Raw genomic sequence first — 12,957 nt, 5'->3', positions numbered from 1 at the left:
TGTTGCCATGATCCCCAGAACGATTTTCAGCTCCGAACACGAACAGTTTCGCGACAGCGTGCGCAAGTTCTTTGAGCAGGAAGCCGTGCCTTTTCATCACCAGTGGGAGAAGGATGGTCATATCGACCGCGCGCTGTGGAACAAGGCGGGGGAGGCGGGGATGCTCTGCTCGCATATCCCGGAAGAGTACGGCGGCATGGCGGCGGACTTCCTCTACAGCACTGTGGTAATCGAGGAAGTGGGGCGCTTGGGTCTGACTGGTATCGGCTTCTCGCTGCACTCGGATATCGTCGCGCCTTACATCCTGCATTACGGCAGCGAGGCGCAGAAACAGCATTACCTGCCCAAGCTTGTGTCTGGCGAGATGGTCACCGCCATCGCCATGACCGAGCCCGGTGCTGGTTCCGACCTGCAGGGTGTAAAAACCACCGCCGTGCTGGATGGCGATGAGTATGTGATCAACGGCTCGAAGACCTTTATCACCAACGGTTTTCTCGCTGACTTGGTGATCGTGGTGGCCAAGACCGATCCGAAAGCCGGGGCCAAGGGCACCAGCCTATTTTTGGTCGAGGCCAATACGCCGGGCTTCTCCAAGGGCAAGCGCCTGGAAAAAGTCGGCATGAAGGCTCAGGACACCTCCGAACTGTTCTTCCAGGATGTACGCGTACCCAAGGAAAACCTGCTGGGCCAGGCCGGCATGGGCTTCGCCTACCTGATGCAAGAGCTGCCTCAGGAGCGCCTGACCGTCGGTGTCGGCGCCTTGTCCTCTGCCGAGGCGGCGCTGCAATGGACGCTGGACTACACCCGCGAGCGCAAGGCGTTCGGCAAGGCGATTGCTGACTTCCAAAACACCCGCTTCAAACTGGCGGAAATGGCAACGGAAATTCAGATCGGTCGGGTGTTTGTCGACCGCTGCCTGGAGCTACACCTGCAGGGCAAGCTGGATGTGCCGACCGCCGCCATGCTCAAGTACTGGGGCACCGACCTGCAGTGCAAGGTGCTGGATGAGTGCGTACAGCTGCACGGCGGTTACGGCTATATGTGGGAATACCCGGTGGCGCGCGCCTGGGCCGATGCGCGGGTGCAGCGCATCTATGCCGGCACCAACGAGATCATGAAAGAGATCATCGCCCGCTCGTTGTGAGTTGAACGCATGACCGGATGATGTAGGAGCGGCCCATGGCCGCGATAGGGCATGCTGGCAAAAGGTATCGCGGGCATGGCCCGCTCCTACGGGCTCCCGGCATCTATTGGTGCCGGGGTTTTCCGTTCAGGGCGCCGGATTCGGCTGGGTTTTGTGAATCGCCTCGATGCCAGCCAGTACTTCATTGGACAGTTTTAATTCGCTGCTGGCCAGGTTGCTGTCCAGTTGCTCCAGGCTGGTCGCACCGATGATATTGCTGGTCACGAAGGGTTGCGCGGTGACGAATGCCAGGGCCATCTGCGCCGGGTCCAGGCCGTGCTCGCGTGCCAAGGCAACATAGCCTGCGCAGGCGGCTGCCGACTCTGGGTTGGTGTAGCGAGAAAAGCGGCTAAACAGGCTGATCCGCGCGCCCTCAGGGCGTGCGCCATTCGCGTATTTACCACTGAGCATGCCAAACGCCAGGGGCGAGTAGGCCAGCAGGCCGCATTGTTCGCGAATAGCGATTTCCGCCAGGCCCACTTCGAAGCTGCGGTTAAGCAGGTTGTAGGGGTTTTGGATCGACACGCTGCGTGGCCAGCCGCGTTGTTCGGCCAGCTGCAGGAACTTCATGGTGCCCCAGGGTGTTTCGTTGGACAAACCGATATGGCGAATCTTGCCGGCCTTGACCTGCTCGTCCAATGCTTCGAGGGTTTCCTCGATTGCGGTGAATTCGCTGTCCTGATGGCAATAGCCGAGCTGGCCGAAGAAGTTGGTCGGGCGCTCCGGCCAGTGCAGCTGGTACAGGTCGATCCAGTCGGTCTGCAGGCGTTTGAGGCTTGCATCCAACGCTGCAACGATATGCGCGCGGTTGTGTTTGAGCTGGCCGTCGCGGATGTAGTTGATGCCGTTGCCAGGGCCGGCGATCTTGCTGGCCAGCACCCAGTCAGCGCGATCACCGCGTTGCTTGAAGTAGTCACCGATGATCTGTTCGGTCTTGCTGTAGGTCTCGGCGCGTGGCGGTACCGGGTACATCTCGGCGGTATCGATGAAATTTACCCCGTAAGCCTTGGCTCGTTCGATCTGAGCGAAACCCTCGTCGGCGCTGTTCTGTTCGCCCCAGGTCATGGTGCCCAGGCACAGGCTGCTGACCTTGATGTCGGTGCGGCCGAGTTGACGGTAATCCATTGCTAGCTCCTTGAAAAAAAGCGGGTTGGCATAATCGTGTTGAAATTCTCCGCGCAATCTGCATAATTGCGCACCTCTTTCTGCAGTGGAAGTGATGCGCCGCCTGCCGAAGAATCTTGCCGTATTACGGACGCGCTGACCCGAGCCCCCGATAGCGCCTGTTTTCGGCTGCCTTTGACTTGTCAAAGTACGCACTATTCAGTAAGATCCGCCGTCTTATTTATCAGGGCGGCCCCTGAGGCTATAAAGAATGAAAACTTTTACTGCTAAACCGGAAACAGTTAAGCGCGACTGGTTTTTCGTCGACGCTGCAGGTCAGACCCTGGGTCGTCTGGCTACCGAAGTTGCAAGCCGTCTGCGTGGCAAGCACAAGCCTGAATACACTCCGCACGTTGATACCGGCGACTACATCGTCATCATCAACGCTGAGCAGATTCGCGTTACCGGTGCCAAGACCACTGACAAGATGTACTACTCCCACTCCGGTTTCCCGGGCGGCATCAAGTCGATCAATTTTGAAAAGCTGATCGCTAAAGCCCCTGAGCGCGTGATCGAGACCGCGGTTAAAGGCATGCTGCCGAAGAACCCGCTGGGTCGCGACATGTATCGTAAGCTGAAAGTGTATGCGGGCGCTGCTCACCCTCACACTGCTCAGCAGCCCCAAGAACTGAAGTTTTAACGGAATAGTTCATTATGTCGGCGACTCAAAATTACGGCACTGGCCGTCGCAAGACTTCAACCGCTCGCGTTTTCCTGCGTGCGGGTACTGGCAAAATCTCCATCAACAACCGCACTCTTGACGGTTTCTTCGGTCGCGAAACTGCCCGCATGGTAGTTCGTCAGCCGCTGGAGCTGGTTGAGATGACCGAGAAGTTCGATATCTTCGTTACCGTTGTCGGTGGCGGCGTAAGTGGCCAGGCTGGCGCAATCCGCCACGGCATCACCCGCGCCCTGATGGACTACGACGAAGCGCTGCGTCCTGCACTGCGTAAAGCTGGCTTCGTGACTCGCGACGCCCGTGAAGTTGAGCGTAAGAAGGTTGGTCTGCGTAAAGCGCGTAAGCGTCCGCAGTACTCCAAGCGTTAATTCGCTATCTGCGTTCCAAAAAACGCCCAGTTCCTTTCGGAGCTGGGCGTTTTTTATGGGTGATGATTTAGTCTGCGGCATCATGCCGCAGCGTTGAATGCCCTGATCCGCAAGGCGTTGCGTCCGTTAAGGCTGGGTAATTACCTTGTCAGTAAAGGGGCTTTTCTTTACCATTCGGCAACTTTTTGTGCGATCTGAAACTTACCGAGTATAGGCCTGCTTAAAAGGCCATAAAGCTGATGGGAGACGACTGAATGAGCAATGACGGCGTGAATGCAGGCCGGCGTCGCTTTCTGGTAGCGGCCACCTCTGTGGTGGGCGCTGCAGGAGCGGTGGGTGCCGCGGTCCCGTTCGTAGGGTCCTGGTTCCCAAGCGCCAAGGCTAAAGCTGCCGGAGCACCTGTAAAGGTGAACGTCAGTAAGATCGAGCCTGGCCAGCAGATGGTTGCCGAGTGGCGGGGGCAGCCGGTGTTTATCGTGCGCCGTACCGAGGAAATTCTCAGTAACCTGGTCAAGCTCGAGCCACAACTGGCCGACTTTGACTCCAAGGCGTCTGAGCAGCCGAGCTATGTCGATCCGAAAACCCGTTCGATCAAGCCGGAATTGCTCTTGCTGGTAGGTCTGTGCACCCACCTCGGTTGTGCACCTTCCTTCCGTCCGGAAGTGGCGCCTGCGGATCTCGGTGCTGAGTGGGTCGGGGGTTATTTCTGCCCATGCCACGGTTCGCGTTACGACCTCGCCGGTCGCGTGTACAAGGCTCAGCCTGCGCCCTTGAACCTGCCGGTGCCGCCGCACACGTATGAGACGGATGATGTGATCATCATCGGTGTGGATCAGGAGAAAGCATGATGAGCAAATTCATGGAATGGGTCGATGCGCGCTTTCCCGCGACCAAGATGTGGGAAGACCATCTCTCCAAGTATTACGCCCCCAAGAACTTCAACTTCTTCTACTTCTTCGGCTCCCTGGCGCTGCTGGTGCTGGTCAATCAGATCGTTACCGGTGTCTGGCTGACCATGAGCTACACGCCTTCGGCTGAGCAGGCGTTTGCCTCGGTCGAATACATCATGCGTGATGTGGAGTACGGCTGGATTCTGCGCTACCTGCACTCTACGGGTGCTTCGGCGTTCTTTGTGGTGGTCTACCTGCATATGTTCCGCGGTCTGCTCTACGGCTCCTACCAGAAGCCGCGTGAGCTGGTGTGGATCTTCGGCATGCTGATCTACCTGATGCTGATGGCAGAAGCCTTTATGGGTTACCTGCTGCCATGGGGCCAGATGTCCTACTGGGGTGCCCAGGTGATCATCTCGCTGTTCGGTGCCATTCCGGTGATCGGTGCGGATCTGACCCAGTGGATTCGTGGTGACTACCTGATTTCCGGGATTACCCTGAACCGCTTCTTCGCTCTGCACGTTGTGGCGCTGCCAATCGTGATTCTCGGTCTGGTGGTGCTACACATCCTGGCGCTGCACGAAGTGGGCTCGAACAACCCGGACGGCGTCGACATCAAGAAGCACAAAGACGAGAACGGTATTCCGCTGGACGGCATCGCCTTCCATCCGTACTACACCGTGAAAGATATCGTCGGTGTCGTGGTGTTCCTGTTTATCTTCTGCTTCGTGATCTTCTTCTTCCCGGAAATGGGTGGTTATTTCCTCGAAAAGCCGAACTTCGAAGCGGCTAACCCGTTCAAGACGCCTGAGCACATTGCTCCAGTTTGGTACTTCACCCCGTTCTACGCGATTCTGCGTGCGGTACCGGATAAGTTGCTGGGTGTAATTGCCATGGGCGCGGCCATCGCGGTGCTATTCGTGCTGCCTTGGTTGGATCGCAGTCCGGTTAAGTCGATGCGCTACAAGGGCTGGATGAGTAAGGTCTGGCTGCTGATCTTCTGCGTGTCCTTCGTGATTCTCGGCGTGTTGGGTGTGTTGTCGCCAACTCCAGGCCGTACGCTGCTGTCGCAGGTCTGTACCTTCCTGTACTTCGCGTATTTCATCCTGATGCCGTTCTATACCAAACTCGAGAAGACCAAACCGGTTCCGGAAAGGGTGACTGGCTGATGAAGAAGCTATTTGCTGCACTCGTTATTGCTGCAATGCCGGCGCTGGCCTTGGGCGCAGGCAGTGGCTATCCACTGGATAAAGTGGATATCGATCTGACCGATAAAGCGGCTCTGCAGGATGGTGCGCGTACGTTCGCCAACTACTGCATGGGTTGCCACTCGGCGCAATACCAGCGCTATGAGCGTGTTGCGGATGATCTGGGCGTTCCCCATGAGGTCATGCTGGAGAACCTGGTGTTCACCGGCGCGAAGATTGGCGAACACATGAATATCGGTATGAAGCCGGATGACGCCAAGGCCTGGTTCGGTGCAGCGCCACCCGACCTGACCCTGGTTGCCCGTGTGCGCGGTAATGACTGGCTGTATACCTACCTGCGTACCTTCTATGACGACCCAACTCGTCCGCTGGGTGCTAACAACAAGGTCTTCCCGAACGTCGGTATGCCGAACGTGCTGGTGGGCCTGCAGGGTAAGCAGGTGATTGGTTGCAAGCAGGTGCAAGTGATTGAAGAGGGCAAGAAGCTGTTTGATCCGCTGACCGGCACGCCCATCACTCACGAGGCTTGTGATCAGTTGACCGTTGAGCCGAAGACCGGCCAGCTGAATACTGAAGAGTTCGATGAGAAGATCCAGAACTTGGTGACCTTCCTCGCTTACTCGGCTAATCCGGTCAAGTTGAAAAGTCAGCGCATCGGTACCTATGTTCTGCTGTATCTTGCCTTCTTCTTCGTATTCGCCTATCTGCTTAAGCGCGAGTACTGGAAGGACGTGCATTAATCCGCTGTAACTCCGCTGTTGACCTGCGCGCCCCTTTGGGCGCGCACGTCTTTGTGCTTCATATAACTTTATAAGCGAGGAGGACCGCCATGGGCGTGACCAATCGGTTGGCCTGTTACTCCGACCCCGCCGACCACTATTCCCACCGCGTACGCATTGTGCTCGCCGAGAAGGGTGTGCTCGCCGAGATCATCAGTGTCGAAAAGGGCCGTTATCCGGCCAAGCTGCTGGAGGTTAACCCCTACGCCAGCCTGCCGACCCTGGTGGATCGCGATTTGGCTCTGTATGAGTCGACTGTGGTGATGGAATACCTGGATGAGCGTTACCCGCATCCGCCGCTGTTGCCGGTCTATCCGGTAGCCCGTGCCAATAGCCGTTTGCTGATTCATCGCATCCAGCGTGACTGGTGCGCGCAGGTGGATCTGATTCTTGATCCGCGCAGCAAAGAACCGGCCCGTGCCCTGGCACGCAAGGAGCTGCGCGAGAGCCTGACGGGCGTGTCGCCACTGTTTGCCGACAAGGCGTATTTTCTCAGTGACGAGTTGAGCCTGGTGGACTGCTGTCTGCTGCCGATTCTTTGGCGTTTGCCGATTCTGGGGATAGAGTTGCCAAAGCCGGCCAAGCCGCTACTGGACTACATGGACCGTCAGTTTGCGCGTGAAGCGTTCCAGGCCAGTCTGTCGCCTGTCGAACGTGACATGCGTTAACCCGAGGAGGTAATGATGAAGTCGAGTCGTCCTTATCTGGTTCGTGCCCTCTATGAGTGGATCGTGGACAACGACTGTACCCCGCACCTGCTGGTCAATGCCGAGTTTGCCGGTGTGCAGGTGCCTGCCGGTTTTGCCAGTGATGGACAGATCGTGCTGAATGTCTCGCCCACTGCCGTGCGTCATCTGCATATGGATAACGAGGCGGTGAGCTTCGAAGGGCGTTTTGCTGGGGTGCCACAAAGTCTGTATATCCCCGCCGCTGCCGTGCTGGCGATCTATGCGCGGGAGAATGGCCAGGGCATGGTGTTTGATGCCGAGTCGTCGATGCTTGACGGTGAAGAGATTGAAGATCCGGATGAGCAAAGCCCGCCGGACGACGAGCCGCCACGCCCCAGTGGTCGGCCCAGTTTGAAAGTGGTTAAGTAAATAAAAAAGGCGATCCGAGGATCGCCTTTTTTATTGCTGTCATTCAGGTGGGTCTGGGTGGCGCTCTCAGTTGGTGTACTGAAACAGCTTCACCACTTTCTGTACGCCAGACACGCTTTGCACCAGGTTGGTGGCATGAGTGGCTTCAGCTTGCGAGACCACGCCGAGCATATAGACGATGCCGTTCTCGGTAATCACTTTGATGCGGGTGCCAGGTACGGCACTGTCGGCGAGCATCTGGGTCTTGATGCGGCTGGTCAGCAGCGAGTCATTGCTGCGCACCAACAGCGAGGTGGGCTTCAACACCTGCAGTTCGTTGTGCACCTTCTTCACGTTGTTGACCTTGCGCGCGGCCTGCTCGGCCATCGCTTTGAGGTCGCTGCGTGGGGTTTGGCCGGCCAGTAGTACTACGCCGTTGTAGCTGGTCACTTCGATGCGCGAGGTCGGGCTGGTCAGGTCAATATGCGCACGGGCCACGCTCGCGCTGACCTCGGACGGGATGAACTGGTCGTCGATCTTGTTGCCGACGCTGCGGTTGCCGCAGCCGGCTAGGGCTAGAGTCAGTGTCAGGGCCGCGAGGATCAGTGGTGAGCGGGTCATTCTTCACTCCCAAACAGTTGGCTGTCGATCAGGTCGCACAGGCAGTGGATGGCCAGCAGATGGACTTCCTGAATCCGTGCAGTGACTTTCGAGGGCACGCGGATTTCCACGTCTTCCGGCAGCAGCAGCGAGGCCATGCCGCCGCCGTCGCGGCCGGTGAGGGCAACCACGGTCATCTCGCGGTCGTGAGCGGCCTGGATAGCCTGGATCACATTGGCCGAGTTGCCGCTGGTAGAAATCGCCAGCAGCACGTCGCCAGGTTGGCCGAGCGCGCGAATTTGCTTGGAAAACACCTCGTTGTAGCTGTAGTCGTTGGCAATCGAGGTGATGGTCGAACTATCAGTGGTCAGGGCGATGGCCGGCAGGCTTGGGCGCTCGCGCTCGAAGCGGTTAAGCATCTCGGAGGAGAAGTGTTGAGCATCGCCGGCTGAGCCGCCGTTGCCGCAGGAAAGAATTTTGCCTTCGCTGAGCAGTGCCTGAACCATGGCCAGGCTGCCTTGCTCGATAAAGGGAATGAGCACTTCCATGGCCTGCTGCTTGGTGTCAATGCTGGCTTGGAACAGGTGGCGAATACGGGCTTGCATGTCCATTAGGGGTCTAACCTTCAGTAGGGCTTCTGTTCAGGTATCAAAGGCGTTTTGAATCCAGTCCAGTTGCGCGGGGGCTTGGCTGTCGGCGGTTATGGCAATCACATCAAAACGGCATGGGTACTTGGCCCAGCGTGATTCTTGTTGCAGGAAGTGCTGAGCGGCGCGGCTGAGTTTCTCACGTTTGCGTGCATCCACGCTCTCTGCTGCGCCGCCCCAGGCGCTATGGCGCCGATAGCGAACCTCCACAAATACTACTGTATCGGCGTCAAGCATGACCAGATCGAGCTCACCGAGGCGGCAGCGCCAGTTCTGTGCCAGCAGGCGTAGGCCGTGTTGTTCGAGATGCTGCCGCGCCAGGGCTTCGGCAGCGTCTCCGCGTTGTTGCGTGCTGATGCGCTCGCTCAATTGATGCGGTCGGGCAGCGGCTGAACCTGGCCATCACGGAACTCGGCCCAGGGCAGTTGCCGCTCAATGCGCTGGCTCGGGTTCAGGCTCAGGTTGCCCGACAGGCCTTGCAGGCGAGTCTCGGGCAGCGCTTTGAGCTGGTTCAGGCGTGGCGCCAGCTGGAAGGCATCGGCGCCCATGGCATACAGGCGACCGAGGCTGCCGCCGGCCTGCGGCCACTGCGTGCTAGCTTGCTGGCGCAGTGGGTCGTTGACGTTTAGCAGCCAGGGGGTTTCGCAGAACATGATGCCGTTGAGGTCGATGTACTGCGCCTGGTTGTGGGTGCCGGTAAACAGGTGTGAGGTGGCATACACCGGCACATCACCGGCGTACTGGAAGGCCAGGGTCGGTTTGATCTGCTGGGCCTGCTGCGGCGTGGCGGCGAGGAAGATAAAGTCGACATCACGGCGGCGCGACGGGGCGGCGGCAATCGAGCTGCCCAGGGTGCTTTTCAGGCGCTTGCTGCGGGCTTCGCTTTCGCGCAGCTGAAACAGGTCGGCAATCTGCCGAGCCAGTTCAACCGGCTGGTCAACGTGTTCGGCGCCAATCAATGTGCCGCCTTGGGCTTGCCAGCTCTGGCGGAACGCGGCGAGTACGCGGTCGCCCCATTCGCCACTGGGCACCAGAGCTACGGCGCGGCGCATGCCGTCTGCCCAGGCACGGCGGGCGACTTCGCGGGCTTCATCCTCGGCGGCGAGGCCGAACTGGAACAGTTGTGCCGGGCCTTCCTGACTGCCTTCGCTGTAGTTCAGGGCGAGGGTAGTGATGGGCAGCTGTTCGCGGCTGTTCAACTGGCTGACCAGGTTCTTTTCCAGTGGGCCGATCACCAGCTGCACGCCGGCGGCTTGGGCCTGGGCGTAGAAGGCGTCCATGGAGCCGATGCGCAAGCTGTCGAAAATCTGAATATTGGGCGGGTTCTGCCCGGCTTGCTGTGCTTGGTAGTGAGCCGCCAGGAAGCCGTCGCGCAGGGCGCGGGCGACGTTGGCTAATTGGCCGTCCTGAGGCAGCAGCAGAGCAATTTCAGTCAGTGGTTGGCTAGAAAGCTTTTTCAGCTCGACCAGCGCCTGCGGCAGTTGTTGCGCGGCAGGGTGCTGTGGGTTGGCTGCGACCCAGGCATCAATCGCGGTCTGCTGCTGCGCCAGGGTGCCGGCGCTCTTGGCGGCGCGCACCAGCTCCAGCCAGCCATCGAGGTCGGCATCGCCGCTGGCTTGCAGTTCACTCGTGGACAGGCTGGAAACCAGGGTCCAGATAGCTTCATGATTATGCGCGGCGCTGGCCCCACTGAGCAGTGGGGCGATATAAGCGCGTTCGCGGGCGGCGGCCAAGGTTTGACCGGTGGCTTGCAGCGCGTTGGCACGCACCAGCTGGCTGCGGACCTGTTGTTCAACGGGCAGCTCGCCGAGGCGTTCCATGCTCGGGTGGCTCAGGGCACGCAGGGCTGCTTTGGGGTTGTTGCGGCTCATGTCCAGCTCGGCGCGCAGGGTGCTGGCGTAGATCTGCTGGGCAGGTTTTAGGCTGCCTAGCTGCACCTGTTCAAGAATGCTGCTGGCGCGGGTCAAGTCCTTCTGTTTATAAGCCAGGTCGGCCGCAGACAGGCGCAATACTGCAGCTTGCTCGGTCGGGCTTTCGGCAGCTTGCTGCAGCAGTTGCTCGATGCTGGCTTGCGGGGTGCGTGGCAGCTCGCCCAGGGTCGAGGAGGGTTGGCTGGCGCAAGCGGCGAGCAGGCCGGCAAGGCAGAGGATAGAAAGGGCGCGCAGTCGGGTGATCAGGCGGGTGGGCATGTAGGGCGTTCCTGATACTTGATCAAATTGAGCGTCGAATTGTACCCAAGCCCGCCGGGCGACGCGATGTCGAAGGTGGGAAACGGGCTACAATGCGCGCTTTGCTGATTTTGAGAGGCCTGTGTTGTGACCACTTCCGCTGCTGCGAATTCGCCTTTGGGCAGTCTTTATGTGGTTGCTACGCCGATTGGCAACCTGGATGACATCAGTGCGCGGGCGCTGAGTATCCTGCGTAGCGTGGCCCTGATTGCCGCCGAAGACACCCGTCATTCCGCCCGACTGATGCAGCACTTTGGCATCGACACGCCGCTGGCGGCCTGTCATGAGCACAATGAGCGCGATCAGGGTGGGCGCTTCCTGGCGCGGTTGCTGGCGGGTGACGATGTGGCGCTGATTTCCGATGCTGGCACGCCGCTGATCTCCGATCCGGGTTATCACCTGGTGCGCCAGGCGCGTGCCGCTGGTATTGCGGTGGTGCCTGTGCCGGGTGCCTGTGCGCTGATCGCCGCGCTGTCGGCTGCGGGTTTGCCGTCGGATCGCTTTATCTTTGAAGGGTTTCTTCCGGCCAAGGCTGCTGGGCGGCGCGCTCGCCTGGAACAGGTAAAGGAAGAGCCGCGTACGCTGATTTTCTATGAGGCGCCGCACCGCATTCTTGAGTGCCTGCAGGATATGCAGGCGGTGTTCGGCGACGAGCGCCCGGCATTGCTGGCGCGTGAGCTGACCAAAACCTTTGAGACGCTCAAAGGTATGCCGCTGGCCGAGTTGGCGGCCTGGGTGGCGGCCGATAGCAATCAGCAGCGTGGCGAGTGCGTGGTGCTGGTCGCCGGTTGGCAGGCGCCGGAGGGCGAGGAGGCGGTGAGTGCCGAAGCCATGCGCGTGTTGAATCTGCTGCTTGCGGAAATGCCACTTAAGCGCGCGGCGGCGCTGGCGGCGGAGATCACTGGGGTGCGCAAGAACTTGCTCTATCAGGTGGCGCTGGAGCAGCAGAAAGACGTTTAAACCTTGTCCTATAGGGCGTAGGTCGTTAACCTTGCCTGCGGAGAGTCGATCGGACAGTCGCTGCCGTGTTTCGTTCTGCGAAATGCGGGGGAGGAAAGTCCGGGCTCCATAGGGCAGAGTGCCAGGTAACGCCTGGGAGGCGTGAGCCTACGGAAAGTGCCACAGAAAATAACCGCCTAAGCGCTTCGGTGCCGGTAAGGGTGAAAAGGTGCGGTAAGAGCGCACCGCGCGACTGGTAACAGTTCGTGGCTAGGCAAACCCCACTCGGAGCAAGACCAAATAGGGTTCCATTGGCGTGGCCCGCGCTGGAACCGGGTAGGTTGCTAAAGGCGTGCAGTGATGTACGTCGTAGAGGAATGACTGTCCTCGACAGAACCCGGCTTACAGATCGACTCTCCACCTTCCTCCACGTATCCGCTTACCCGCTTCACTGTTTCGCCTCCTTTCTAAGACCGAAAAAATCTTACTCTTAACAAACTACTTTAACTTTGTGGCTCAACGCGCTGCATAAGCTCATTTTTATACCCATTTCTTCGCGTCATTTCTCCGTCTTGCCCCTCTCAACGTTCGCTAAATCGCCGTTCTATAAGGGTTTTTCCCGCCAGGCGTGCCTTGACGGTGGGGGCTGCGCGTTCCTATAGTGTGCGCGAGTGGTAGGAAGTGGCACAAAGTGGGTTTCTCAGGCATGGATAGCTAATAAAAAGGGGTAGCGCGATCGTGTTTCGCGGAGCAAACGCCATCAGTCTCGACGCCAAAGGGCGACTCGCGATGCCAAGTCGGTATCGGGACGAGCTTGTGTCGCGTTGCGCCGGCCAGCTTATCGTCACGATTGATGCCATTGACCCCTGCCTCTGTGTCTATCCCTTGTCCGAGTGGGAGCTGATTGAAGCCAAGCTCCGCGAACTCGCCTCTTTCCGTGAAGAAAACCGCCGTTTGCAGCGTTTGCTGATCGGTAACGCTGTTGACCTTGAGCTGGATGCCAGTGGTCGTTTCCTGGTGCCGCCGCGTTTGCGCGAGTACGCCAAGCTGGACAAGCGCGCGATGCTGGTGGGTCAACTCAATAAATTCCAACTGTGGGATGAAGATGCCTGGAATGCTGTGGCCGATGCCGATCTGGCCGCGATCAAGCAGCCGGGTGCTCTGTCCGACGACCTACGTGACCTGATCCTGTGACC

General features: G+C 59.1%; 15 protein-coding genes and 1 other RNA gene. 11 read left to right on the top strand and 5 right to left on the bottom strand.

The window, feature by feature from the left end; translation table 11 throughout:
- Window positions 1-7 precede the first annotated feature (7 nt).
- Window positions 8-1,144, top strand: a complete 1,137-nt coding sequence (locus tag AC0T4W_RS17240; RefSeq protein WP_476321044.1) for an acyl-CoA dehydrogenase family protein — start codon at window positions 8-10, stop codon at window positions 1,142-1,144.
- Between the two features lie 126 nt (window positions 1,145-1,270).
- Here the strand turns inward: AC0T4W_RS17240 and AC0T4W_RS17235 are convergent, their stop codons facing one another.
- Window positions 1,271-2,308 carry an NADP(H)-dependent aldo-keto reductase gene (locus AC0T4W_RS17235; protein ID WP_476321042.1) on the bottom strand — a complete coding sequence of 346 codons (1,038 nt, stop codon included), beginning with the start codon at window positions 2,306-2,308 and terminating at the stop codon, window positions 1,271-1,273.
- 250 nt (window positions 2,309-2,558) lie between these two features.
- Between AC0T4W_RS17235 and rplM the strand changes: the two genes are divergently transcribed.
- The 7 genes from rplM to AC0T4W_RS17200 all read left to right on the top strand — a co-directional run bounded on the left by rplM (window position 2,559) and on the right by AC0T4W_RS17200 (window position 7,368).
- Complete coding sequence (rplM, locus tag AC0T4W_RS17230) at window positions 2,559-2,987, top strand: 50S ribosomal protein L13 (RefSeq protein WP_476321040.1); 429 nt, start codon at window positions 2,559-2,561, stop codon at window positions 2,985-2,987.
- A gap of 14 nt (window positions 2,988-3,001) precedes the next feature.
- On the top strand, window positions 3,002-3,394 hold the full coding sequence (gene rpsI / locus AC0T4W_RS17225; protein ID WP_476321038.1) for a 30S ribosomal protein S9: 393 nt from the start codon (window positions 3,002-3,004) through the stop codon (window positions 3,392-3,394).
- 254 nt (window positions 3,395-3,648) lie between these two features.
- A complete protein-coding gene (gene petA / locus AC0T4W_RS17220) occupies window positions 3,649-4,242 on the top strand; it encodes a ubiquinol-cytochrome c reductase iron-sulfur subunit (protein WP_476321036.1) in 594 nt (197 codons plus the stop codon).
- Window positions 4,242-5,453: a cytochrome b gene (locus AC0T4W_RS17215; protein ID WP_476321034.1), complete on the top strand. Its 1,212-nt coding sequence runs from the start codon at window positions 4,242-4,244 to the stop codon at window positions 5,451-5,453. Before petA ends, AC0T4W_RS17215 begins: the two co-directional genes overlap by 1 nt.
- Window positions 5,453-6,232: a cytochrome c1 gene (locus AC0T4W_RS17210; protein ID WP_476321032.1), complete on the top strand. Its 780-nt coding sequence runs from the start codon at window positions 5,453-5,455 to the stop codon at window positions 6,230-6,232. Before AC0T4W_RS17215 ends, AC0T4W_RS17210 begins: the two co-directional genes overlap by 1 nt.
- 89 nt (window positions 6,233-6,321) lie before the next feature.
- Entirely contained in the window at window positions 6,322-6,939 is a 618-nt protein-coding gene (locus AC0T4W_RS17205) for a glutathione S-transferase N-terminal domain-containing protein (RefSeq protein ID WP_476321030.1), read from the top strand.
- Between the two features lie 15 nt (window positions 6,940-6,954).
- Complete coding sequence (locus tag AC0T4W_RS17200) at window positions 6,955-7,368, top strand: ClpXP protease specificity-enhancing factor (protein WP_476321028.1); 414 nt, start codon at window positions 6,955-6,957, stop codon at window positions 7,366-7,368.
- A 66-nt stretch (window positions 7,369-7,434) separates the two neighbouring features.
- Here AC0T4W_RS17200 and AC0T4W_RS17195 read toward each other — a convergent pair whose 3' ends face one another.
- From AC0T4W_RS17195 to AC0T4W_RS17180, 4 genes are read right to left on the bottom strand one after another with little or no spacing between them, the layout of a single operon-like run.
- The gene (locus AC0T4W_RS17195) at window positions 7,435-7,968 is read right to left on the bottom strand and encodes a BON domain-containing protein (RefSeq protein WP_476321026.1); all 534 of its coding nucleotides are present in this window, start codon (window positions 7,966-7,968) and stop codon (window positions 7,435-7,437) included.
- A complete protein-coding gene (locus AC0T4W_RS17190; protein ID WP_476321024.1) occupies window positions 7,965-8,558 on the bottom strand; it encodes a phosphoheptose isomerase in 594 nt (197 codons plus the stop codon). The genes AC0T4W_RS17195 and AC0T4W_RS17190 overlap by 4 nt, the downstream gene beginning before the upstream one ends.
- A gap of 30 nt (window positions 8,559-8,588) precedes the next feature.
- On the bottom strand, window positions 8,589-8,963 hold the full coding sequence (locus AC0T4W_RS17185; protein ID WP_422580793.1) for a YraN family protein: 375 nt from the start codon (window positions 8,961-8,963) through the stop codon (window positions 8,589-8,591).
- Window positions 8,960-10,771, bottom strand: a complete 1,812-nt coding sequence (locus AC0T4W_RS17180; protein ID WP_476323750.1) for a penicillin-binding protein activator — start codon at window positions 10,769-10,771, stop codon at window positions 8,960-8,962. Before AC0T4W_RS17180 ends, AC0T4W_RS17185 begins: the two co-directional genes overlap by 4 nt.
- A gap of 168 nt (window positions 10,772-10,939) precedes the next feature.
- Between AC0T4W_RS17180 and rsmI the strand changes: the two genes are divergently transcribed.
- The 3 genes from rsmI (at window position 10,940) to mraZ (ending at window position 12,955) form a co-directional block, all read left to right on the top strand.
- A complete protein-coding gene (rsmI, locus tag AC0T4W_RS17175; protein ID WP_476323747.1) occupies window positions 10,940-11,782 on the top strand; it encodes a 16S rRNA (cytidine(1402)-2'-O)-methyltransferase in 843 nt (280 codons plus the stop codon).
- A gap of 41 nt (window positions 11,783-11,823) precedes the next feature.
- Window positions 11,824-12,182, top strand: an RNA gene (gene rnpB, locus AC0T4W_RS17170) — RNase P RNA component class A.
- Between the two features lie 317 nt (window positions 12,183-12,499).
- Window positions 12,500-12,955 (top strand): division/cell wall cluster transcriptional repressor MraZ, encoded by a 456-nt coding sequence (mraZ, locus tag AC0T4W_RS17165; RefSeq protein WP_090249128.1) that lies wholly within the window; start codon window positions 12,500-12,502, stop codon window positions 12,953-12,955.
- Window positions 12,956-12,957 lie beyond the last annotated feature (2 nt).

The sequence above is a fragment of the Pseudomonas sp. C7.1 genome, assembly GCF_056312395.1.
The sequence above is the reverse complement of the archived record's forward strand: the minus strand, read 5'-3'. Positions and strand labels throughout refer to the sequence as shown.